This is a genomic window from Nostoc sp. DedQUE04 (assembly GCF_034530995.1).
GTDB lineage: Bacteria > Cyanobacteriota > Cyanobacteriia > Cyanobacteriales > Nostocaceae > Nostoc.
On record NZ_JAVRCA010000009.1, the window covers coordinates 163,828 to 186,477 of the forward strand.

The 22,650-nt window shown below is 41.7% G+C and carries 16 protein-coding genes and 1 pseudogene; 9 read left to right on the top strand and 8 right to left on the bottom strand.

Features of this window, described 5'->3' with window-relative positions; translation table 11 throughout:
- Window positions 1-40 precede the first annotated feature (40 nt).
- Window positions 41-982 (top strand): hypothetical protein, encoded by a 942-nt coding sequence (locus RM049_RS08865; RefSeq protein WP_322703929.1) that lies wholly within the window; start codon window positions 41-43, stop codon window positions 980-982.
- Window positions 983-1,195: 213 nt separating this feature from the next.
- Here the strand turns inward: RM049_RS08865 and RM049_RS08870 are convergent, their stop codons facing one another.
- Window positions 1,196-4,213, bottom strand: coding sequence for a GAF domain-containing protein (locus tag RM049_RS08870; RefSeq protein WP_322703930.1), 3,018 nt, complete (start codon window positions 4,211-4,213; stop codon window positions 1,196-1,198).
- Window positions 4,214-4,986: 773 nt separating this feature from the next.
- Here RM049_RS08870 and murJ point away from each other — a divergent pair.
- From murJ to RM049_RS08885, 3 genes are all read left to right on the top strand, one after another.
- Window positions 4,987-6,591 carry a murein biosynthesis integral membrane protein MurJ gene (gene murJ, locus RM049_RS08875; protein ID WP_322703931.1) on the top strand — a complete coding sequence of 535 codons (1,605 nt, stop codon included), beginning with the start codon at window positions 4,987-4,989 and terminating at the stop codon, window positions 6,589-6,591.
- Between the two features lie 153 nt (window positions 6,592-6,744).
- Window positions 6,745-7,266: an outer membrane beta-barrel protein gene (locus RM049_RS08880; protein ID WP_322703932.1), complete on the top strand. Its 522-nt coding sequence runs from the start codon at window positions 6,745-6,747 to the stop codon at window positions 7,264-7,266.
- Window positions 7,267-7,475: 209 nt separating this feature from the next.
- Window positions 7,476-7,757, top strand: a complete 282-nt coding sequence (locus RM049_RS08885) for a hypothetical protein (RefSeq protein WP_322689354.1) — start codon at window positions 7,476-7,478, stop codon at window positions 7,755-7,757.
- A gap of 8 nt (window positions 7,758-7,765) precedes the next feature.
- On the opposite strand, the gene RM049_RS08890 is transcribed toward RM049_RS08885, so the two are convergent.
- The 4 genes from RM049_RS08890 to RM049_RS08905 form a co-directional block, all read right to left on the bottom strand.
- Window positions 7,766-10,672: a DUF3769 domain-containing protein gene (locus RM049_RS08890; protein ID WP_322703933.1), complete on the bottom strand. Its 2,907-nt coding sequence runs from the start codon at window positions 10,670-10,672 to the stop codon at window positions 7,766-7,768.
- A gap of 196 nt (window positions 10,673-10,868) precedes the next feature.
- Window positions 10,869-10,985, bottom strand: coding sequence for a photosystem II reaction center protein I (locus RM049_RS08895; RefSeq protein ID WP_041566417.1), 117 nt, complete (start codon window positions 10,983-10,985; stop codon window positions 10,869-10,871).
- Window positions 10,986-11,369: 384 nt separating this feature from the next.
- Window positions 11,370-12,071 (bottom strand): acyltransferase, encoded by a 702-nt coding sequence (locus RM049_RS08900; protein ID WP_322703934.1) that lies wholly within the window; start codon window positions 12,069-12,071, stop codon window positions 11,370-11,372.
- Window positions 12,072-12,729: 658 nt separating this feature from the next.
- A complete protein-coding gene (locus RM049_RS08905) occupies window positions 12,730-12,894 on the bottom strand; it encodes a hypothetical protein (RefSeq protein WP_179063512.1) in 165 nt (54 codons plus the stop codon).
- A gap of 571 nt (window positions 12,895-13,465) precedes the next feature.
- Between RM049_RS08905 and RM049_RS08910 the strand changes: the two genes are divergently transcribed.
- The 3 genes from RM049_RS08910 to RM049_RS08920 all read left to right on the top strand — a co-directional run bounded on the left by RM049_RS08910 (window position 13,466) and on the right by RM049_RS08920 (window position 17,725).
- Window positions 13,466-13,789: a hypothetical protein gene (locus RM049_RS08910; RefSeq protein ID WP_322671054.1), complete on the top strand. Its 324-nt coding sequence runs from the start codon at window positions 13,466-13,468 to the stop codon at window positions 13,787-13,789.
- A gap of 660 nt (window positions 13,790-14,449) precedes the next feature.
- Window positions 14,450-17,014: an alpha-glucan family phosphorylase gene (gene glgP, locus RM049_RS08915; RefSeq protein ID WP_322703935.1), complete on the top strand. Its 2,565-nt coding sequence runs from the start codon at window positions 14,450-14,452 to the stop codon at window positions 17,012-17,014.
- A gap of 180 nt (window positions 17,015-17,194) precedes the next feature.
- Window positions 17,195-17,725 carry a hypothetical protein gene (locus RM049_RS08920; protein ID WP_322671056.1) on the top strand — a complete coding sequence of 177 codons (531 nt, stop codon included), beginning with the start codon at window positions 17,195-17,197 and terminating at the stop codon, window positions 17,723-17,725.
- A gap of 120 nt (window positions 17,726-17,845) precedes the next feature.
- Here the strand turns inward: RM049_RS08920 and RM049_RS08925 are convergent, their stop codons facing one another.
- On the bottom strand, window positions 17,846-18,571 hold the full coding sequence (locus RM049_RS08925; RefSeq protein WP_322671057.1) for a DUF429 domain-containing protein: 726 nt from the start codon (window positions 18,569-18,571) through the stop codon (window positions 17,846-17,848).
- A gap of 151 nt (window positions 18,572-18,722) precedes the next feature.
- Between RM049_RS08925 and RM049_RS08930 the strand changes: the two genes are divergently transcribed.
- Together RM049_RS08930 and RM049_RS08935 are read left to right on the top strand one after the other, a co-directional pair.
- Window positions 18,723-19,988 carry a glycosyltransferase family 4 protein gene (locus RM049_RS08930; protein WP_322671058.1) on the top strand — a complete coding sequence of 422 codons (1,266 nt, stop codon included), beginning with the start codon at window positions 18,723-18,725 and terminating at the stop codon, window positions 19,986-19,988.
- Between the two features lie 192 nt (window positions 19,989-20,180).
- Window positions 20,181-21,047: a calcium-binding protein gene (locus RM049_RS08935; protein WP_322703936.1), complete on the top strand. Its 867-nt coding sequence runs from the start codon at window positions 20,181-20,183 to the stop codon at window positions 21,045-21,047.
- 102 nt (window positions 21,048-21,149) lie between these two features.
- Here RM049_RS08935 and RM049_RS08940 read toward each other — a convergent pair.
- Window positions 21,150-21,425, bottom strand: a pseudogene (locus tag RM049_RS08940) (DUF4070 domain-containing protein); the annotation flags it as partial.
- A 65-nt stretch (window positions 21,426-21,490) separates the two neighbouring features.
- A complete protein-coding gene (locus RM049_RS08945) occupies window positions 21,491-22,636 on the bottom strand; it encodes a PepSY-associated TM helix domain-containing protein (protein WP_322703937.1) in 1,146 nt (381 codons plus the stop codon).
- Between the last annotated feature and the right edge of the window lie 14 nt (window positions 22,637-22,650).

Here is a 22,650-nt window from a genome sequence, read left to right on the forward strand (position 1 = left end):
CCCGACGTTGAGCATAAAATAGAGACATTTTTGCGAAAAAATGGAAAATACAAATTCTTTATTAAACTATGTATTATTCGCTATCGATTTGATTTTAATTTGCGATTTGGTCAGAGATAAAAATATACAAATTTATGAGCAAACACAAAATAAGCTTAGGTTTATTGTTCAGCCGAAGTTACTTAGATTTATTGGGTTCTTTATTGGACAAATAGGTATAATTTATTTATATGCTATTTTTATGTTTATACCTGTTACACAACTTGATTGTAACCATGTTTTACAAAATATAGATACTTCAAATATTGAGCAAAAATCATCAAAAATTATATGTCAACTGATAGAATTTGATTTTTTTGGTCATCAAAAAAGCCAAAAACAAATTTCTGGATTAATTGGAAGTCGTTTAGAAAAACAAACTAAAACTGATCGAGATGGAAAAATAATATATCAATATCAAGTTCAGTTATTAACTAAAACAGAAAGCCTTCCGTTTAGACGAACTACTTACAGTGATTATTTTTCCGAAGAAGCAGAGTTGATAGTATTAAAAGTTAAAAATTTCTTAGCACAACCGTTAGAAAAAACTTTAGTAGTTAAGCAAGATGATACTTTAGTCGGCTACGCTGCAATTGGGATAACCATATTTTGCCTATTATTAGGTTTATTAATTATAGCGTCAGGTTCATTTATAGACTTTAATTTTGATAAAGAGTCAAATAGTTTAGGTATCAGCCGCTATAAATGGTTTGGGATATTGGGAAAAGTAATTTTGGTGTATTCCTTAAATGAAGTTGTTGATATTAAAGTTAAAAGTTTTAATTATGGTGAAGATAGCACAGATACTCGAGTTATCTTAATCTTAAAATCTGGTGAAAGGGTATCTTTGATTGGTTCCTATAATTCTGGGTTCTTTAATTCTGGGTTTCAAGAGCAACAAGAAATAGTTAAGACAATCAAAAGTTTTCTCACTGCAAATTAGTACCTATTTATACCAATTCTGCCGCTTTCTCAACATCAACTCTGCGATCGCATCCCAAAAAATGATCCTAAACTCTAAAGAAAATAAATTATTATATTGATTCAGGTGGTGCTGCATTAGTCTGTTATGATGCCTTCGGGGAACGGAGGAAACCTCTACTTATCCTGGTTCCCCTATTTAAAATTGACTGAATTTGTCAAAAATCAGCAGCTTCTAATTATCAATGGGAATTTCAATTAAAAACTCTGTTCCTTCTCCTGGTTTAGAGGAACATTTCATCTGACCATGATGTTTCTCAGCTACTATTTGATGGCTAATAGACAATCCTAACCCCGTACCTTTACCTGGTGCTTTGGTAGTAAAAAAGGGATCGAATATATGCGATCGCACCTCTTCTGGAATCCCCAAACCATTATCAGCTATTCTGATTACAACCTGGTTATTAATGACTTGCGTATTAATCCAGATAGTCAAGGGTATTCTCGGACACGTCTGTAATAATTTCAAATACCTTTGCTGTATAGTGTTAAATTTTTCCTCTAATGCATCAACACTGTTACTCAAAAGATTCATAAACACTTGATTTAATTGCGCGGGATAGCATTCGAGCAAAGGTAAACTATCATATTGTTTAACAATCTCAATTGCTGGGCGATCGTTATTATTTTTGAGGCGATGCCCTAAAATTAACAAAGTACTATCCAACCCTTCATGAATATCTACTGGCTTTAATTCAGCCTCATCTGTACGAGAGAAGTTTCGCAGTGATAGCACAATATCACAAATCCGCTCTGTTCCTACTTTCATAGACTCAAGGGTTTTCGGTAAATCTTCGATGATAAAGTCCAAATCACTCTTGTTGATTTGCTCTTGGATAGTTGGCAATATTGAAGAGTGTTGACGGTAAAGATTCACTACCTTGAGCAGTTCTTGAGTATATTCATTTAAATGAATAAGATTGCCAAAAATAAAACTGATAGGATTGTTGATTTCATGGGCAACTCCAGCAAGTAGTTGTCCTAATCCTGCCATTTTTTCACCCTGAATTAACCTGGTCTGAGTTTGTTTTAATTCTTGCAGAGTCTGAGTAAGTTCTAAGGTTTGACGTTTAGTTTGTTCGAGTAATTCTGCTTGCTGAATCGCAATTCCTAATTGCACTCCAACTTGAGCCAGTAAATTAATTTCCTCTTCTTTCCAATAACGTGGTTGCGAATTTTGATAAGCAACTAATAATCCCCATAATTTTTCACCTTCGCGAATCGGCACAAAGGTTTCGTTACGCGGAAGTTCGTTATCGTCGTCTGTATCCTCAAAAGTTTCTATAATCGTTGGTTGGGTTTGTGCAACTGGTTTCCAACCATCTTTAAAAGAATCTGCGACAAATTTACCGCTCCAATCCGGGTTGAAACGGTAGATTGCAATTCGCTCAACTTCGAGTAACTCTCGCACAGCGTGAGTAGTAGTTCTAAAAATAGTTTTAATATCGAGTGACTGGCGGATTTTATCAATAGTTGCAGCCAGTAGTTCTTGACGTTCCATTGCTTTTTCGCGTTCAGTGGCTTCTGCTAACTGGACAACCTGCATTTGAACTTGCTTTAAATAAGAATCCTGTTTTAATGCAACTCCTAATTGCTCGGCGATTTGACTAGCAAATTCAATCTCAGAAGGTTGCCAGTAGCGAGGAGCAGTGCATTGGTGAATACACAGCAATCCCCAAAGTTCACCTTTTTTCAATAGAGGTGCGACCATATTTGCCCGTACTTGAAATTTTTCTAGGATTTGGACGTAGCAACCGGGGAACTTTCCTTGATAAATATCAGCGATCGCATTTACTCGACCTTGGGCGTAAAGAGGTGCAAAGTTTTCTCCGAAACAATAGTCATAAACTTTTTCTGCCATTACCGAGTTACACTCAGGCACAAAATCTTCAGAAATAAATTCTCCTTCCCAATCTTTTTGCGGGTCAAAACGAAAAACTGCCACTCTGTCTGCTTGCAGCATTTGCCGGGCCTCGGTGACAGTAGTTTGGAAAATTGTATTTAAATCTAGAGACTCTCGAATTCGAGTAATCACGCTAGTTAATGTTTTTTGTTGCTCTGCTTGGTACTGAGCGTATGCCAGCAACTTATGGTGTCGCACTGCAACACCAATTTGTGTGCTGATTTTGGTCAGTGATTCGACTTCATAAGATTGCCACTCTCTGGGTGAGGCATTTTGATAGGCAGCGATGATTCCCCAAAGTTGATCTCCTTGGAGAATTGGGGCAGTAGCAAAGGCTTTTGCCTGGAATTGTTCCAAGAGAGTTACATGGCAGTTTGTTAAGCCAGCTTGGTAAATATCATTAACTATAAATGTCTGGTTGTGAACGTAACGCCCACCTTGCGTCTGTTGTAAATAACTATCAGCGATCGCAGGCAGAAGACCAACTAAAGGAGTCCAACCTTCAGCAAATGATTCAGCAACAAAGTTACCACTCCAATCGGGATTGAAGCTAAAGATGGCAACTCGGTCAGCTTGCAACAGCTTGCGTATTTCTTGAGTTGTGGTTTTAAAGATAATTTCAATATCAAGGGGTGAGCGAATTTCATCGACAATTTTAGCTATTACTTGGTCGCGCTGAACTGCTTGAGCCAATTTTGCAGCTTGCAATTTGACTTCATGAAGATGCTTTGCTTGTTGAATCGCAACAATAAGATGGTCAGCAATTTGACGAATAAACTCAATTTCCGATTCTTTCCATTCACGAGTCTCACTGCACTGATGAATGCAAAGCAATCCCCACAGTTCCTGCTTCCGCGATAGAGGGACAACGAGGTTGGCCTGCACCTGAAATTTGCTCAAAATTTCCAGATGACAATCACTCAGTCCCGCATTGTAAATATCTGCTACTGCTTGCACTCTACCTTGTTGATAACTAGAAGCAAATTGTTCTCCAAAGCAGTGGTCATAAACTTTTATTGCCATTGCTGAGTTCCAGCCAGTTGCAACATCTTCAGAAACAAATTCTCCCTGCCAGTTTTGTTCGCGGTCGAACTGGAAGACTGCTACTCGGTCGGCATTTAGTAACTGACGCACTTGTTTAACAGTCGTTTGAAAAATTGTTTCTAAGTCAAGAGATTCCCGAATTCGGACAATGACACTCGCCAGAGCTTTTTGTTGCTCTAGTTGCTCTTGAAGTTGAGCGCTTGATAAAAGAAGTTGATTTTCTGTGAAATTTGAATTGGGTTCCATTGCTCTGGATTATTTTGTTTTTTATACAAGGGTTCCTCACACCAAACTTCATGGGGTTAACAAGTGTCAAAAATATGACAAACTGCAAAGTTTTACAGTCTTCAACTGGCCGCGTCCAGGATTCACCAATTTCAGATGGATAGCAACTTGTTGGGGTAGGGACGAATGGGCGCTTTGGGACTGAGTACTGGGTACTAGGGAATAAAATATGAGTAAGATTTGTTTGGATTCCAATCCCCATTCACATCTCGCCCGATATCCAGTCCTAGTCTCCAACCCCCAGTCACTAGTTCAACTATTTCCCAGAAGATGGTTATTGTTATAGTTCCCCTTTCTCGATCTATCCTTGTAATTGGCTAAAAAATAATTTTGGCTTGTACACAACAGAGGAAATGACTAACTACACAATTTGGGAAATTCGTCGTCAATTGAGGGTTTAATTTGAAACACACAGGAGCGCAAAGTTTATTTGAGTATATTCACTACAAACTTAAAGCTTGGCTGTCACTAAGTTAGTGTTGTCAAGGCAAATCAGAAAATCCGTCTGACCCCTTTGGAATCGCGATCTAACTAACTTGTAATTCGCTGTATTATCGCAATTCAGGAATTTAATTTTGAGCGTAGGCGAGCATTTACCGTAGACATCGCTTTGCCTTTGCCGTTGGTGTAGGCATTTAAAATTACTAATTTGTCAAAATTTACCTGACAGACTGCGGAATTTCAGGTTAAATGTTTTAAAGTATGCACTCTGCTAGAGTTGTCGGGTATTATTCGTGACACAACAAGATCAAAAACCCTCTCGTTCCTTCGCTGGAATTGCTGGCATTGTTGCCGCAGCCACATTAATTAGTAAAGTCTTCGGTTTAGTGCGGCAGCAAGCGATCGCTGCCGCATTTGGTGTTGGTGCTGCTGCTACGGCTTATAGTTATGCCTATATTATCCCTGGCTTTCTATTGATCTTACTCGGTGGCGTCAATGGGCCATTACACAGTGCGCTCGTCAGCGTTTTAGCCAAGCGGCGGCGAGAAGAAGCGGCTCCTTTAGTGGAAACCGTGACAACGCTGGTAGGTGGAGTGCTGTTGCTGGTGACAGTGGCTCAAGTTCTATTTGCGGATGCGATCGTTGATTTAGTCGGTCATGGTTTGGAGGAAACAACCAGAGCGATCGCTATTCAACAACTCCGCATTATGGCCCCGATGGCTTTATTTGCCGGTTTAATTGGCATTGGCTTTGGTACTCTCAATACAGCCAATCAATATTGGTTACTCTCCATTAGTCCCCTATTATCTAGTATTACCGTTGTTGGCGGTCTTGCTATCTTAGCGATGCAACTGGGCAAGAATATTATTAAACCGGAGTACGCTTTAATCGGGGGAATGGTCTTAGCTTGGGGAACCTTGGCAGGAGCAATTCTCCAGTGGGTAGTGCAGCTAATTGTCCAGTGGCGGTTAGGATTAGGCACATTACGCCTGCGGTTTGATTTTAAATCCCCAGGCGTTCAAGAAGTTATCAAAATCATGACTCCGGCAACAGTTTCCTCTGGAATGATGCCAATTAATGTTGCCACTGACCTTTATTTTGCTAGTCCTATCCCTGGTGCGGCGGCAGGATTTAACTATGCCAATCTATTAGTCCAAACTCCCTTGGGGATTATTTCTAATATCATTTTACTGCCTCTATTACCGATATTTGCCAGACTATCTGGCCCCGAAAATTGGCAGGATTTAAAATTACGGATTCGCCAAGGACTTCTACTCACTGCTTTTACCATGTTACCGCTAGGGGCGCTGATGGTGGCGCTATCAGTACCCATTGTACAGGTGGTATATGAGCGCGGTGCTTTCAAGCCAGAAGCCACACAGCTAGTTTCATCCTTACTAGTAGCTTATGGAATTGGGATGTTTGTCTATTTGGGGCGTGATGTTTTGGTGCGGGTATTCTATGCTTTAGGCGATGGACAGACACCTTTTCGCATCAGTATTTTTAACATCTTGCTTAATATTTTATTAGATTGGTTTTTTGTTAAACCTTTTGGCGCTCCCGGTTTGGTATTAGCAACAGTGGGTGTAAATTGTAGCTCAATGTTAATGCTGTTATGGTTACTCGATCGCAAACTCGATGGTTTACCTTGGCGCGAGTGGAGTTTGCCGATTCTGGGTTTGGCTGGTGGTAGCGTAGTTGCTGGGGTCGCAAGCTATGGGACTTTGGTTGGTTCTCAGCAGTTGTTAGGTAAAACGGGTTTACTGATTCTGGTGTTGCAATTGTGTATATCTGGCTTCGTGGGGATTGCAGTGTTTGCGGCGATCGCTTCCTGGCTGAAAATACCAGAAGTAAATATTTTTATCTCTCGTCTACGTCAGCGCTTTTTGAAGAAATAACTGTTATCTAAATATTTCAGTTGTTACACCCAGGTGGGTGAGAAATAATTCAGCCAGTTGGGTGAACCAGGTGCGTGAGGTTACATTTTGTAAAAAAAGAGATTCTAGTACTAGAGAACATTGATTTTACCTAACTCTAGTGAGAATAACTTTATGAAACTGACAAAATTAGCTGCCTCTTTCTTTGCTGTTGCTTCCATTGTCCTCTCAGCCGGGATTGCATCTGCTCAAACAGCAGCTACTAACGGTACTAACGGTAATTACATCGGTGCTGGTGTTGCTGTTGGTGCAACCAGTGGCGGACAAGGAAACGATGAAGCACAAATTGGTGGTAATATTCAAGGACGATACGCCGTACCGAATGCACCTGTTTCACTGCGGGGTTCTGTGTTGTATGGTGGTGATGCTGCTGCAATTATGCCCATAGTGACTTATGATGCGCCCATCGCCAAAAATACTAACGTTTACTTCGGTGGTGGTTATTCCTTTGTAACTGACGAAGGTCAAAAAACTCCATTGGGCAATCGGAATTCACCTGTAGTCACCCTTGGGATTGAATCAGAAGTTAGCAAAAATGTCATTGCCTACGGCGATACTAAATGGGGTATTGACGCTTACAGAAATAGTGATGCTGATGCTGTCAGCTTCCAAGCCGGATTAGGCTATCGCTTCTAGTAATTACGAGCTAGAAAACGGCCTATTCACAAGCTAAAGCAATGCTGTTTACCAGCCGTAATCGTAATTCATTCTTTCATACCTGAGTATTCTATTCAGGTATGAATAATTTTTATTGATGATTTTGATAAAAAATGATATTGGCTAGTATTGATACTTTCTTTTAAAGTGAAATGAGTAATTGAGAATACACGTATAAGATATTACTCATGAAAAAGATTAATCCCACTCCAGAAATAGTTGGTGAAACAACTGACGTAGAATCTTGGCTGATGCGAGCGGGGCTAAGATTTTCCGACTTAGGTAACGATGCTGCAAGTATTGCAATCCGTAGACAATGGCGAGAATACCAAGCCGCAGTTCACAGATGTTGTGTAACCCTACATCAACCACCATCACGCGTTCAACTAAGCGGCGACTATGCCAGCTTGAGAATACCTGGCTCGGCATTAACTAATTGTGAGATCGATCGCCTGTCGAGTCGTCCCTAGTCCTTAGACTAATAATCCTGTTGTACGCCGTTCACTACTGGCTTAACTTGCGAAAATGGATCGGTGCCGCCACCCCAGTTAAAGTCACTAATTCGGAAGCTGATGCCGCCTAACTCCAACACCGGATTGTAACGTAAGGTGATGCCATAGGTGCGACGGCTATATTCCAAAATGTAGTCGGTGCTAGTTTCCTTACCAGTATCCAAGTTAACAGATGTTTGAAAGCCTAAGCGAAAAGGGCCGTAGATTTGCTGTGATATTCCAGCGGTCAATACTTTGTTATCAACGGAGCGGTCAAACAAAAAGGGTGATAATCCACTATTTAAGCCTTGAGAGTAACTGATATTAAAGGCGGTATAGTCGAAAAAAGGTCGGGAAAAATGGCCAATTTGCCCTTGTAAGCCAATTGTACTAGTTAGAGTACTTTGGTTATCACCATTGGTGTAATAGCTGGTAGTGCCTGTGAGGCTAGCGATCGCTAGCAAGTAAGGAACTACAGGAGTAGCGGTGTATCGTAACCCCTCACTGGCAGTGGGTGGTAATGGTTTTCCCTGCCACAGCAACAGCCCTCTACTGAGAGTTGCACTGCCTTGTAAACGACCAAGCGAAATACGATTGTTTTCCCGTACTGGTTCTAGCAAGTCTGGGCGATCGGTGTTGGCATCGATATACTGGGCACTTGCCTGGTAGTTGAGGTTGATACCACTTTTTCCTAAAGGAATCACCGGAGAGGTAATAATGCCGCCAAAACTGCTCTGGACAGTTTGAAAACCCAGAGTACCGTTGTAGAGACGATTGCGGTAGTTATATTGCACATTCAATGTGTGGGGAAGAGAAGTGCCTAATATCTGGCGCAATCCTAAATTCACCCGCAAATTATCTTCCACGTCATTCAAGTTAAAACTAGTTAATTCCCCATTTCCCTGAATTATCGTCCGTGGACTCAAAACAGAATTTATCTTGGTCTTCACAGCAAACAGTGAGCCTAAGTCACCCACGCCTTCTTGCACACCTCTCTGTAATAATAACTGGGGCGTGATCGTCCAGCGTGTTTGCTCTGTATCGATTAGTGGAAAGCCACGCTCAATATACAAACCACCCCGATCTTCTCCATCATAGCCGGGGGAGACTATTGCAGGTGAAGCGTCCCGCTCTCGGCGGTCAATAGTACGCTCATTCAACGGAATTGGTAAGGAGACTTTTTGATCCAATACCAAACGCTGTTTCTGCGTTCTGATGCGGTCTACCAAAGGTGATTCTCGCGTCAAAGTTACTTTATCTGCGCGTAATTCTAATTCTGGGGGTGAAAAAGGATCGTTGGTGATGCGGACATTGCTTGCTTGCCAGCCTTGCGGATAAAAATCAATTTGTTCAGCTTCAAACCTGAGCCGATTGACTACACCCCCTGTTTTCGATCGCGGGATGTTGCTAGCATCTGACTGACCACCAAATGTCACATTAATTCCTCCAGGGCTACTCACACCGGAAAGGGGCTGATTGGCTCGAATGCGATCGCTAGGCGGAAGTCTTGAAACTCCACCAGCACTTATAGCTGTGGGTGAAAAAGCAAAATCTGTTTGGGCTGAGGGTACGTAAATTTCTCCTCTACCATTTTCCAGTTCCCCACGATCTTGAACGAAGTTATAGGTGAAGCGTTGTCCGCGCAGTATTTGATCGCCCCGGGTTAAGGTGACGTTGCCTTCACCCGCAGCGATCAAGTTGTCCAAATTAACTTGCAAGCGATCGGCATCCACCACTGCCCCATCAAATCGCACAACTACATTACCTACAGCTGTAATAATTCGCTGTTTCTCGTCATACTCTTGCCGATCTGAAGTTACTTCTACAGTTCTTGGCCCGGCTGGCGGTGTGGTAGCTGGCGCAGTTGTACCAGATGGTTGAGCTTGTAGCTGAGTGGTATTTACTTGTGGTGTAGGCGTTGGTACTTGGCTTTGTTGCTGGACTTGAGACTTAAATTCTACAGCGATCGGCGCTGAGAGTTTGTTTGTCGGGTTACGAGACTTAAATGTTATAAGATTTTGTACTGATTGAGAACTCGGTGCAAGATCGGCAGCAGATACAGAGATATTGTCTTTTTTTAGAGACTGTTGTGCAGTAATATCGCGTTGCTGTTTTTGTTGAGTTAACTTCTCAGCTAAAATTTCCGCCTTGGATTTAACTAATTTATTGCTGTTTGTAACAGTTGGGGCGATTTGAAGAGGGCGTGGAGATTGGGCGACAAGTGGGCTTGGAGAAACTTTATAGCTAAAGCTAGAAGAGTCCAAAAAGGTTGATTTTGCTCCACCACTAGAGTTTGGAGGTAGCGTAGACGCAAAGCAGCTTGTCGTCAGACATCGCTGACCGAGTTTTTGAGAAGCTTCACCCTTTGCGTCTTCGTCTAAAGCCTTTGCTCCAACTTTTCTTTGCAAGGCAACGGCTTCTCTTTGCATCTCCCGTTTGCGCAGTGCCGACATCAGAAGTTCCGAGTGGCGGGGTTCGACGCTCGGGCTTGTCTTTGTGTCTTTTTTAACTTGGCGATTAGAGGTTGTAACCTCTTGCGTGGGATAACCAACAACCAGCGGCTGCCCCAAAAGCCCACTAGTTGCAGAACCGGGGAGTGGGGAACTTTCTGGTGGAAAGGTTTCTGGTGAATGAGGTGCAGAATAAGTTTCAGCAACTACCAAGCGATCTTGAGTTGAGTTTATCGGAGTTGACAATAAAAGATCGCTCTTAGTGTTACCCGAAATTGCCAACTGAGCCAAATTCTTGGGCTGCTTGGATTTGTCTGTCTTTTCGTGTGTTCCAGTATCTACACCTGAAAGAAACTTTGTATGACTAGCAGACGAGGCGGGATTTACAGGTTGTAAAGATTCAACGATAGGAGGCGGATTAGGTGGCAGAACTGGATGAAGCATAAGTGAGCAAAATCGGGCTAACAAACAGCCAAATGACAAAGGGAAGGATAAACATACATTTTGCCTTCCGACTGTCGCCTTCTGCTACCTACAGCAAGCTACTTGGAGAAAGAAACTTACTAAATTTTCGCTTAGTAAGTTTCCGTGGCGTTTAGTATTTTCCGCCTTCCAAAGTCGCGGATAATTTATCGCCCTTTTACTCTAAGTCCCGACGGCCGGGGTTACGAGCTGGATCGTTCGACAAAAATCCAAAGATGAAGATAGTTACGAAGAAGGCAACAACAATATAAACAGCGATTTTTAAAGTCAGCATAGAAATATCTCCAACGGGTAAAACAAAGAAAGCTTTTCTTTCAGTATCTGCAATGCAGAAAAGATAGCTACTTTATATTACCCAAATCTCGTCCCTTTTTTAGAGGACTCTGGGGACTCAAGACTAGGAATGTCTACCCTACGGTTATTGATAATGTACAAGATGTCAGTTGTCTGACTTGTAGATGCCCTTAAGAAAGATAACTCAGAGGCGTTTACCCTTGTGACGTTGACTGATGGCAAAGGTTTCCCAAAAAAGGCAACAGCTTACAGGGGATAGTTACTATTCCCCATGCCTTTCAGCAGTGCTGAGTTAGGAGTGCTGAGTTAGGAGTTATTATTTCTCCCCTGCCCCCCTGCCCCTCTGCCTCTTATACCCCATGCCCTATTTCTCAACTTGAAGCTTTGCTATATCTTTGCCAATTCGGTTTTTGATTACTCGTGCAGGTGTGCCGACAGCAACGGAAAAAGCAGGAATATCTTTATTAACAACTGCTCCTGCACCAATAACACTGCCTTTGCCGATAGTAACGCCATCTAATACTGTTACTCCATGTCCTAGCCAACAATCATCCTCAATCACAATTCCCTTGCGAGTAACACCTTGGTATTTAATCAGCTCCATCGGATCGGCAAAATTATGATTATTGGCATATATCCCTGAATGGGCAGCAATCATGCAGTGTTTACCAATTTTAATGTCTCCTGGCCCCTCAATACACACATTAGGAGCAATGAAGGTGTCTTCATCAATATGTATATACGTATCTTCTAAAGACCCGATATCAACGTTACGTTCAATCGCGACTCTATTTCCTAGATGAATTCTATTATTTTTATGTCCTCTCGCATCCATCCGCACACCCTTGAAAATATAGACTCCTGTGCCGATCTCAATACAAGAAGTACCGTTAAATTCAACACCATTTTGAATATATACTGGGCTGTCTATCTGGGCAAAAATACTACGATATCCTAAATTACGCAACTTTGGCCCGAGAAGAAGTGTTGGAATATCTCCTAACACTGTAGTTACTAAAAGTTCTTGCACGCGCTGCAATTTAGAAAAATATTGCTCGTTCTGCATGGCTACATATCTCGTTAATCAATTGTTGTTGACAGTGTTTAAAGTTGTTTTGACTGTATTCTAATCTTCTACCAATACCAATAGACTATATGTGTATTAATACATGAGCTAAGGTAGCAATATCACCAAAATTTACCAAGATTTTTAGATGGTTTTACATTGAAAAACCAAAGTTTGGCTTTGACTATGCGAGCAATTCTTGAGGTTAGATATGTAAAATTACTCAAGTAATATGCACAATTGCATTAAGTCGCTAGCAGATTTTGTACTATATGCACGTAAAATTTTGGCTTATGTTTCACAAAATCAATTAACAAAACAATTTCAGTGCATTGCTGTGTCAAAACTTAGACTCTAAATTGTCTGATGGAAAATTTGCTGGTTTAGATAGACTACTGTTTTGGTTCTCTGGCAAATTTGAAAAGCTTGCTACCGCTAACAGCACTCCTAAAGCAAATAGGGATAGTGTTGTTTGTCTTGAGGCTATTTACTCTCAAGCGGTTTTAGTTTTTTGAAACAATTCAGTTTCACAAACTATTTTGCAACAAAAAATACATTTAACTAGACTATATTCAAAGTTTAAATAAAATTTCTGCCTAGCATGACAATGTAATTATTGTTGGATTTATCTGGGTATTGATGCCCAAATAAAATCCAATTAGGGTGGATTATCTCCCACATCAGCCATCACATTGAAGTTAACCATCGGTGCAAACAAGTAAGCGCTTCCCCGACTGCTATGACGGCTTTCTTGCAACGAATTTCTAGAGTATGCTGCTCCAATCATGTTGCACACGGATGATTTACAGACTAGCCAATTCACGTTTGTAATGACATGAATGGTTTTTAAGAACAATTGTTTTTAACAATAGCACATTTTATTTTTAGTGGAACACTCTTATTAAATAAGTTGATTTCCAGATTTATTGTTGATGATAATACTGGAAATAAGTTAACTTTTTTACTAGGGCGATTTATCCGGCAGGCAAAGCCTATGCTACTCTAAAATATTTTTATACACTTAGATAGCATCCATTAAGGAGGGAGATTTAAAAATGCTGTAAGTAGTTATTGGCATTTTGGTCTATATTGTTATCGTTACTATTTTATAATTGGGCGTTAAACTCAGAATGACATTTACTATACTTGTGACACCCTCTTCGTTAAAAAGCCAAAGTAGCTGAAAATTTTTCTCTTCGCTATTACTTGTATCTAAAAATTTATAAATCACCCATTCGGGTGAGCCAAGCGGGTGATGCGTGCTTGGTACTACTCATTATAAATTTTATTAGAAGAAAGCTAAAAGTAGCTTATTTTCGAGGATAAATCTGCAAAAAAACATCTAACTTCCCAAATTGAGGTATCGATTTTAACTCACACACTTGGTTCAAATTATGGCTTTAATTAAAGAAATTGTACAAGAAGCTCTAACTATCGGCTCTTTGAGTGTTGTAGCCGAAGATCAACTGCGATCGCAGCTTCAAGGTAATTATGACTCAGAAGACCTAGATGCCTGGATCATTTTACAGCGAGCTATTGCAGCAGGTGATGTAAAACTTGAGTCGCGCCGAAAAAAAGCTTCCCCATCTCCTAAAGCCAAGGACACTTCATCAAGTATCAAACTTGCTTATCAAATGGCAGCAGAACTCGCTTATGCAGCAGCTGTAGCTCTGACAATGACAAAAAATACTAAAGATCAGCCTTCACTAGGTGCATAAAATAACACCTTTATAAGTTATCTTCCTGATTTAGTAAAATATTTAATACCAAGTAGTTAGCATAGGTGTAGCCCGCCCTAGGCATCGCTTTTCTTGATTAACTGCTTGGTAGGGCTTTCATCCGATTATTTATGGGGTTTCCCTTCTGCTTCCTGGCTTGAGAGTGCTGAGTGCTGTTAGCGTCAGCGGGGCATTTAGCCCGTGCTGAGTAAAAATCCCAGTCTTTAGAAGATTTTCATGCAAGGCTTTTGAAACTCCTTTCATCGGGACTCCCTTCATTGAGAGCGCAATTTTATTAAAAAATAATTAAAAAATTTCACCTTACCGGACACAGCTATAGGGAATTTTTACCCTCAGCCAAGACTCTCGAATTGATCCCCGGAAGCAATACTAAAATAAATATAAATTATTTATTCAAAACTAAATTTTTTTCAGTCATACATACCAGGCAATGATTAAATTTTAATATACCAAGTACATGGCTCAGAGTAAGGCATAGAATTAGAAACACCTTGGTGTAAACTTTAGCAACGAGGTTAAAAATAATTCTCAATGCTTAACAAAGTCATCGCTTTTTCACAAACTACAGTATAAAGAATTGGCAACATTGGTAAAGAGAGTAAACAATAACCATAGCTAAACTTGGAGTTTTGCCAACCTATGCAGCCAATTCGCACATTTAACGTATCCCCTTCACTACCGCCGCGACTCGAACCATTACGGCGGCTGGCATATAACTTGCACTGGGATTGGAACGTTGATACTAAAGATTTATTTCGTCGCTTAGACTCCGACCTGTGGGAGTCTAGCCATCACAACCCAGTGTTAATGTTAGGTACTATCTCTCAATCGCGGCTTCTGGAAGTTGTCGAAGATGAAGGCTTTTTAGCGCAAATGGATCGAGCTGACCGTCAGTTAGACGATTATTTGCAAGAGCGCACTTGGTATCAGAAACAACGCGAACAGAAACCGAAAGAATGCTATGCCTATTTTTCGGCGGAATTTGGACTTGTAGATTGTTTGCCCGTCTATTCTGGAGGCTTGGGCGTTCTGGCAGGGGATCACCTCAAATCTGCCAGTGACTTGGGGCTACCGCTTGTAGGTGTAGGTTTGCTGTATCAGCAAGGCTACTTTGCCCAATATCTCAATGCTGATGGCTGGCAGCAAGAACGCTATCTGCTCAACGATTTCTATAATATGCCCTTGCATCTAGAGCGCAATGCCGATGGTTCTGAACTGCGGATTGCGGTAGATTATCCAGGACGCAAGGTGTATGCCAGAGTTTGGCGCGTACAGGTGGGAACGGTTCCCTTGTATTTGATGGACACCAACATTGAACCGAACAACACTTACGACCACGACATCACAGATCAGCTATACGGTGGCGACATCGATATGCGTATCCACCAGGAAATTATGCTGGGGATCGGTGGTGTGCAAATGCTCAAAGCTTTAGGGCTGAAAGTCACCGCTTACCACATGAATGAAGGCCACGCCGCCTTCTCTGCCCTAGAACGCATCCGCTTGCTGATTCAGGAAGAGGGACTGAATTATCCCCAAGCTAGACAGGTGGTGGCTTCCAGTAATATCTTTACTACCCACACGCCAGTACCAGCAGGGATTGACTTGTTTGCTCCCGAAAAAATGTTGTACTACCTGGGGTATTATGCAGAGATATTTGGGTTGCCCAAAGAGCAATTTTTAGGACTGGGGCGCGAGAATACAGGCGATTTATCCGGGCCTTTCAGTATGGCGGTGCTGGCGCTGAAAATGGCAACATTTTCTAACGGTGTCGCCCAACTCCACGGTGTGGTGTCGCGGCAAATGTTCCAGGGCTTGTGGCAGAAAGTGCCAGTGGAGGAAGTGCCGATCGCTGCAATTACCAACGGTGTCCATGCTCGGAGTTGTGTGGCGAAATCGACTCAAGAATTGTACGATCGCTACCTCGGCCCAAATTGGTCATCAGCACCACCAGATAGCCCATTGTGGGATCGGATGGACGCCATACCCGATGAGGAATTGTGGCGCAATCACGAACGCTGCCGTTTAGATATGATTTTGTATGTGCGGGATCATTTGGTTAAACATTTGACCGATCGCGGCGCTTCTGCCTCTGAAATTTCCCAGGCACAAGAAGTTTTAGATCCTTACGCTTTCACCATTGGTTTTGCTCGTCGCTTTGCCACCTACAAACGCGCCACCCTCTGGATGCGCGATCTGGATCGGATTAAGCGGCTTCTGCTGGCTAATAAAGACCGGAAAGTGCAATTCGTGATTGCTGGGAAGGCACATCCTAAAGATATCCCCGGTAAAGAACTGATCCGCGAGATCAATCACTTTATCCGCGAACAGCACTTAGAAAAACAGGTAGTGTTTGTTCCGAATTACGACATTCACATCTCCCGGTTGATGGTTGCGGGTTGCGATATTTGGTTGAACACACCGCGTCGTCCACGGGAAGCCTCTGGTACTAGTGGCATGAAAGCGGCAATGAATGGCTTGCCAAATTTAAGTGTGCTAGATGGCTGGTGGGATGAAGCTGATTACGTCCGCACAGGCTGGGCGATTGGACATGGAGAAAATTATGACGATCCTAACTACCAAGATGAAGTAGAAGCAAATGCTCTCTACGAATTGTTAGAGAAGGAAGTTGTACCGTTATTTTATGAACATCGGGATACTGATGGTTTGCCCCGTCCGTGGGTTGCCAAAATGAAAGATGCAATTCGGTTGAATTGTCCCTTCTTTAATACAGCGCGGATGGTCGGAGAATATGCTGGGAGGGCTTATTTCCCAGCTAGCGATCGCTATCATACCCTGACTGTTGATAACTATGCTCCAGCGAAAGAACTAGCCGCTTGGAAAGAAAAACTCAGCGAACACTGGTTCAACATCAGAATCAAAGATGTTGACGTATCGGCAGCTTCAGACATTGAAGTTAACCAAACCGTTGCTGTCAAAGCCAAGGTTGACTTGGCAACTTTGACGAATAATGATGTGCAGGTGGAGTTATATCAAGGTGCGATCGATGCCAATGGTGAGATTGTCAACGCTGTGCCAGTGGTGATGGATTACCAAGGCGAAGATGGACAGCAATTGAGTATTTACACTGGTAACATCATCTATACCGCTTCTGGTTTACAAGGTTTGTCTTTGCGTGTATTGCCCAAAAATAAAAATCTGGCTAATCCTTATGAGCCAAGGTTGATTGCTTGGGCAGAGTAAGAGTGCTGAGTAGTTCTTAAATACTCAAGATTAGGCGTTGCTGATTCAAGTTTAGCAACGCCTTTTATTATGCTACGCAGTCACGCCCAAAAAATAACTACTGCTAGAATTATTCCAGTCTCAGCTTTTTTTTCAACCCGTCGAACTCACGTCATCTTAGGGGTTTCAAAGGCTATTTTTATGTCTCGCTCAAGTTTTCTAGTTACCCAAAACACACCACAGATTCAGCAAGGCATCCTCGACTTCTACCTGAAAAAGGCTGACAGGTTTCGGACGTACTTTCCAGGAGGAGAGGAGTTAAGTGGCAGCAGACCAGATTTTTTAGCGCTTGAGGAAGTGTCTGTACAACCTTGGTCAGGAATGGTGGGCTGTATAGTTGTTGAAGGCACTTTAACGTCAGCAGCAAGAGCGCTCATCCGAGAACGCGGAAAATTTGAGAAAGATGGCTGCTATCATCCTTTGCAACTATGGAGCTATGAGTTAATCAATGACACTGAGGTGTTACTGCGGATCGAAGACTTTTCGGTTTGGATGGTCTTCGCTACGCTAGATGAGCTACAGAGCTTGGAGAAACAAAAGATTCCCGTCAGTGAATGGCAAGAAATTTCTTTTGAACCTGAGGAAGGAGTGACGCCACTGCCGATGGATGAAAATGACCTAGAGCAAATCACCCAGGCAATTAAGGGAACGTTTTTTCCCAAACACAATTAACTATAAATCTACAATACCCCGGTTGATTAGTCTAGTTTACTAGGGATAAGATATTGCGACGCGATCGCAATATCTAAATCAGAAGCAAGGACTTTAAAGCAGCATACGCGAAGCCTTTGCTCAAATTCTTTGAGGGATGATAATGTATCCAGTAGTGCGATCGCCTAATACCAAATTACGTTTTTCTCCCCAATACCACCAGTATGCAGCAACATAGGCGCAAATTAAGCTATCTAGTTTATCTTCGGTTGCTTTGAGAGCTGCACCTGTGGTGGGGATTTCAAGAAGAAACAAACCGCACAGGCGCAGAGGAGGAGAGAAGGAGGGGAGAATATCAAGAAGATAATTTTGGAGTTTAATTAGTTCTAGACGGCGCTCATTGAGTCGTCCTTTTTTGTATTTGAGGATGCGTTCTAAGTTGAATAGGTTAACGATTGCTGGGTGGGGGAAGACTTCTATTTGATATCTGCTGAGTTTTTGCGGTTCTATCGTGGGGGCGTGGGCAAAGCCGCGTGATTCTAATTCTAAGCCAAAGTTGATGGTGCGATCGGCGAAGGGTAAGTTTTGATTAGCTGGATAGCATCCCGCATGATATTTGCCAAAGTATTTGTGGCTGAGTTTATCGGGGAGACGACTCCCGGTAGCGTTGGGTATAAGGGTAGGTGCATCTACGGCAATAATGGCTGGCTCATCTGGTTGGACGCTGCGATCGATCCAGGTGAGGATGTCTGCAATGGCATCTTTGCGGTCTAGATCGAGTAGTTGCAGTTGTCCATCTATCCATTCTAAACAGCACAATCCACTTGGTTGAGATTTCCAGCCCAAATCAATGCCAATAAATTTCATGATTATAACACGAATTTGCGATTATTTTCGCATTTTTGGGGAAGCATTTATCTAAGTTTACTTGCTAAAAGTTGTGATAAATAATCTTATAATCTTAAGCAGCTTGTCTTAATTTATTTTATCTGGTAATAATTTAATCAAGATTATTCCAATGAAAGTTTTATTTTTACATCCCAATTTTCCCTCACAATTTCGCAACCTAGCGATGGTTTTGGGTAAAGATCCTAATTGCCAAGTTGTCTTTGGGACAAATCGTCGGGAAGGGGAAATACCCGGCGTTTTTAAAGCTATTTATACTCCTTCTCGTGAAGCTGCACCTCAAACTCACCACTACGTTCGCAACCTGGAAAATGCTGTTCTCACCGCTCAAGCTGTCTATCGCGTAGCAGAAAAATTAAAATCCGAGGGTTTCTTTCCAGATATAGTTTATGGTCATTCTGGTTGGGGGCCAACTTTATTTATGAAAGATGTTTTCCCCAAAGCCGAATTATTGTGTTATTTCGAGTGGTTTTATCACGCTCACGGTTCCGATGCAGATTTCGATCCCAACGATCCGGTGAATGTTGATGATGAATGCCGCATCAGGGTCAAAAATGCGCCGATTTTAACGGATTTATATAGCTGCGATCGCGGTCTTTCTCCAACTAATTGGCAGCGTCAGCAGTTTCCCAAAGAATATCATAGCAAACTCACTGTAATTCATGATGGTGTCGATACCAATTATTTTGTTCCCAAACCAGGTGCAAAGTTAGTTTTACCAAGAATAAATCTGGATCTTTCTCATGTCGAAGAGTTGGTAACTTATGTAGGACGAGGAATGGAACCTTATAGAGGTTTTCCACAGTTTATGGAAACGGTAGCGCTACTTCAGCAGCGACGACCTAAATGCCACGTGGTAGTTGTCGGAGAAAATCGAGTTGCTTATGGTAAAAATCTCCCTGATGGTCAGACTTATAAACAATTAATGCTAGAAAAATTAAAATCATCTTTGGATTTATCGAGGCTGCACTTTACAGATAGGCTACCTTACAATGAGTACCTTCAGGTTTTGCAAGCTTCTTCTGCTCATGTTTATTTAACCCGTCCTTTTGTATTATCCTGGTCAATGTTAGAAGTAATGGCAGCAGGATGTTTACTAGTAGCGTCTAAGACTGCGCCAGTTTTGGAAGTCGTACAAGATGGGATGAATGGACTGTTGGTAGATTTCTTTTCTCCTCAGAATATTGCTAATAGGGTTGAAGAGGCGCTGAATAATCCCCAAGAGATGCAAGCAATTCGTGCGAAGGCGCGAGAGACAATCATCAAGCGTTATGATTTGGCAAAACTGTTACCACAGCATTTGCAATGGATGTTCGCTGGTAAAAGTTCTGATAGTTTAAAAAAGCGCCCAGTTTCTAAAGGATTTGGCAAAAATTAGTCATTGATCGTTAATCATTGGTCATTGGTCATTGGTCATTAGCCTCTTGCATAAATATTTTTGCCTCAAGCAAAGGTGCAAATAAAAGTGTTAAAATAACTAATTTTGTAAGAATTATATTAATTATTATTTATTGGTTAATGACAAATGACAAATGACAAATGACAAAGAAATATAAAAGCGATATGTAAAATGCGAATTATTTTTACCATTGCCCATTTTTTCAAACCTAGCGGTGAGGGTCGTCATGCTTCCCAACGCAAAGACCCGCAACCCCGCTTGCAGGCGTTAACTAATAGCCTTACCGCCTTACACCAATTATTTGGTAAATCTCAAAGTATTATTAACATTGCTCAACGAATAGCTTTTCCTGCTAACCAGCCGCAATCGCATGAACTAGATATTGTTATTTGTACAACCCAAGATAATCATATTTTAAACCAGCTTCCCTTACCATCCCATTTATATAAGCATCATTCTACTAATATAGAACCTCTATTTTTGGGTTTTGAGTGCCAAGCTGTTCTGCAAAGTTGTCTCGGTCAATATGATTATTACTGCTTCTTAGAAGATGACTTAATTATCCACGATCCCTGGTTTTTTATAAAATTAAATTGGTTTACTCAACAAGCAGGTGATTTAAATTTGCTCCAGCCAAATCGTTATGAAATCTCCCCTTACGGTTTGGTTCATAAAGCTTACATTGATGGGGATTTGGCTTTGCGAGTAACTGCTCCTTTTCAAAATGTGCAGGAGCAACCAGAACTCAAGGGTACAATTATGAATGCACCAATTACCTTTTGTCGTGCCCTCAATCCTCATGCAGGCTGCTATTTTTTGAATGCAAATCAGATGGCTCACTGGGCTAATCAAACTTATTTCCTTGACCGGGATATTAGTTTTGTTGGGCCTCTAGAAAGTGCTGCCACCTTGGGAATTATGAAGACATTTCGGATTTACAAAACCTCACCGGAGCAAGCAAGCTTTTTGGATATTCAACACTTTGGAACTGGATTTCTAGGGTTAATTGGAGGACAGGTGAGTTTAGCACAGAAGTAAATCAAATTTCAAAGCTTGGTTTTTGTGAGCAAAATTAATGCGATCGCTATCGATCAAAACACAATAAAAACACATTAGCGATCGGTTGATTGTTTAGCGATCTTAAATTGTGACTAATGGTTTTTCAACAGGGGTAGGCGTAACTAACGGATCAAATCCTAATTGCTCAGTAATGCGCTCTCTAGCTAAAAGGTGGTATTCCCAAAAATGCTCGCCAGCAGCACATAAACCCAAATACATATTTACGAATTGGGGCTTGGTGCGAATGATAGCCCAAAGCTGTTGCCAAAATTGACCCCGAATTTCCTGGCGTTGCCAACCTTGTCGCCAGAGTAACTGTGCAAGTAGCCGCAGTCCTTTGCCAGGTGGAAAATACAGCCACAACAGACGGCTTTGATTTTTTAGGCTGGAACTTTAGGGTTCAGAGCAACGGAAGGAAATCCCTAATTGCGACGTAAATTTGACAGTTCTATTGAGCGATCGCGTTTTTTAGTTTTAGCTTGATAACGATACCGCCACATCACAAAGCTAGTGATAAATAAAATTAAAGGTGCAACCCCGACAAATACATAAAGGATACGGGATGGAAGCCCCCAAAAGGTACCATAGTGGAGAGGAACGAAGGAGTTGAGGACGCGATCGCCCAATGATAACTTCAAACCATTATCAACACGCAAAACCTTACCACTGTATTGATCGAGATAAACATTACTATTCCCATACTCTATATTTTCCTGGGGTAGTTTCATACGAATTTGTAAAGCATTTTCTGGTCGTTCGGGGAAGTAAATGCTTTTGATAACAGCATTTGGCAAAGCAGCATTAGCAATTTTGAGTTGTTGCGTTAGTTTTAAAGTCGATTGACCAGGAATTGGTTTGGATACTGGTTCGGATAGTTTCGAGGTGAATGTAACAGCGTAAATAATCGGCTCAGTCAAATCGTAGAAGTTCCAGCAAAAGCCAGTAAAGCCAGTAAACAATAGAAAAACCACAGTGATAATGCCAGCCACTTTGTGAATGTCAAAGTTCGCACGTTTAGGATGAGCATCAAACTTGATTTTGAAGCCTGCAATCAATCTGCGCCAACCAGGCCAAAGAACCAAACCTGTGATACTAAGAATACACATTAGCAAGGCAGTAATGCCAACGATAATAATTCCGGTTTGACCTGCCATCAAGGTATAGTGCAAATTAAGCATTATCCCAATCAGGGTTTGATCCCATAGACGTTGACCCATAATTTTCCCTGTATAAGGGTTGACAAAAACCTCTGTTCTTTGACCATCAGTTGATGCCAATTGTCCTATATAGGGAGTATCTGAGGTATCTGGCAAATAAATCCGAAAAAGCTTCAAGTCAGTTCGTGCAGCATACCTAGCCTGAATTGTATCGATCGCGGACTCTGCGGATAACTGCTCTTTTTGGGGCGTAATGTGTCCATATTGTTGAGCGATGGCAAAATGGTCAAAATCTTGCTCGAACACCAACAAGCTACCTGTCAAGCCAACGATAACTAGTACCAGTCCTACTGTTAAACCAAGATAGCGGTGCAAAGTAAATGCTAAATCGCGTATTTTTTTAGAGTTCATGGTAGAAGCTGTGT

Bases quoted from the DNA above. Each gene is read 5' to 3' on its own strand.
- RM049_RS08865 (WP_322703929.1), top strand. From the start codon at position 41: ATGGAAAATACAAATTCTTTATTAAACTATGTATTATTCGCTATCGAT.
- RM049_RS08870 (WP_322703930.1), bottom strand. From the start codon at position 4,213: ATGGAACCCAATTCAAATTTCACAGAAAATCAACTTCTTTTATCAAGC.
- RM049_RS08880 (WP_322703932.1), top strand. From the start codon at position 6,745: ATGAAACTGACAAAATTAGCTGCCTCTTTCTTTGCTGTTGCTTCCATT.
- RM049_RS08885 (WP_322689354.1), top strand. From the start codon at position 7,476: ATGAAAAAGATTAATCCCACTCCAGAAATAGTTGGTGAAACAACTGAC.
- RM049_RS08890 (WP_322703933.1), bottom strand. From the start codon at position 10,672: ATGCTTCATCCAGTTCTGCCACCTAATCCGCCTCCTATCGTTGAATCT.
- RM049_RS08895 (WP_041566417.1), bottom strand. From the start codon at position 10,985: ATGCTGACTTTAAAAATCGCTGTTTATATTGTTGTTGCCTTCTTCGTA.
- RM049_RS08900 (WP_322703934.1), bottom strand. From the start codon at position 12,071: ATGCAGAACGAGCAATATTTTTCTAAATTGCAGCGCGTGCAAGAACTT.
- RM049_RS08910 (WP_322671054.1), top strand. From the start codon at position 13,466: ATGGCTTTAATTAAAGAAATTGTACAAGAAGCTCTAACTATCGGCTCT.
- glgP (WP_322703935.1), top strand. From the start codon at position 14,450: ATGCAGCCAATTCGCACATTTAACGTATCCCCTTCACTACCGCCGCGA.
- RM049_RS08920 (WP_322671056.1), top strand. From the start codon at position 17,195: ATGTCTCGCTCAAGTTTTCTAGTTACCCAAAACACACCACAGATTCAG.
- RM049_RS08925 (WP_322671057.1), bottom strand. From the start codon at position 18,571: ATGAAATTTATTGGCATTGATTTGGGCTGGAAATCTCAACCAAGTGGA.
- RM049_RS08930 (WP_322671058.1), top strand. From the start codon at position 18,723: ATGAAAGTTTTATTTTTACATCCCAATTTTCCCTCACAATTTCGCAAC.
- RM049_RS08935 (WP_322703936.1), top strand. From the start codon at position 20,181: ATGCGAATTATTTTTACCATTGCCCATTTTTTCAAACCTAGCGGTGAG.
- RM049_RS08945 (WP_322703937.1), bottom strand. From the start codon at position 22,636: ATGAACTCTAAAAAAATACGCGATTTAGCATTTACTTTGCACCGCTAT.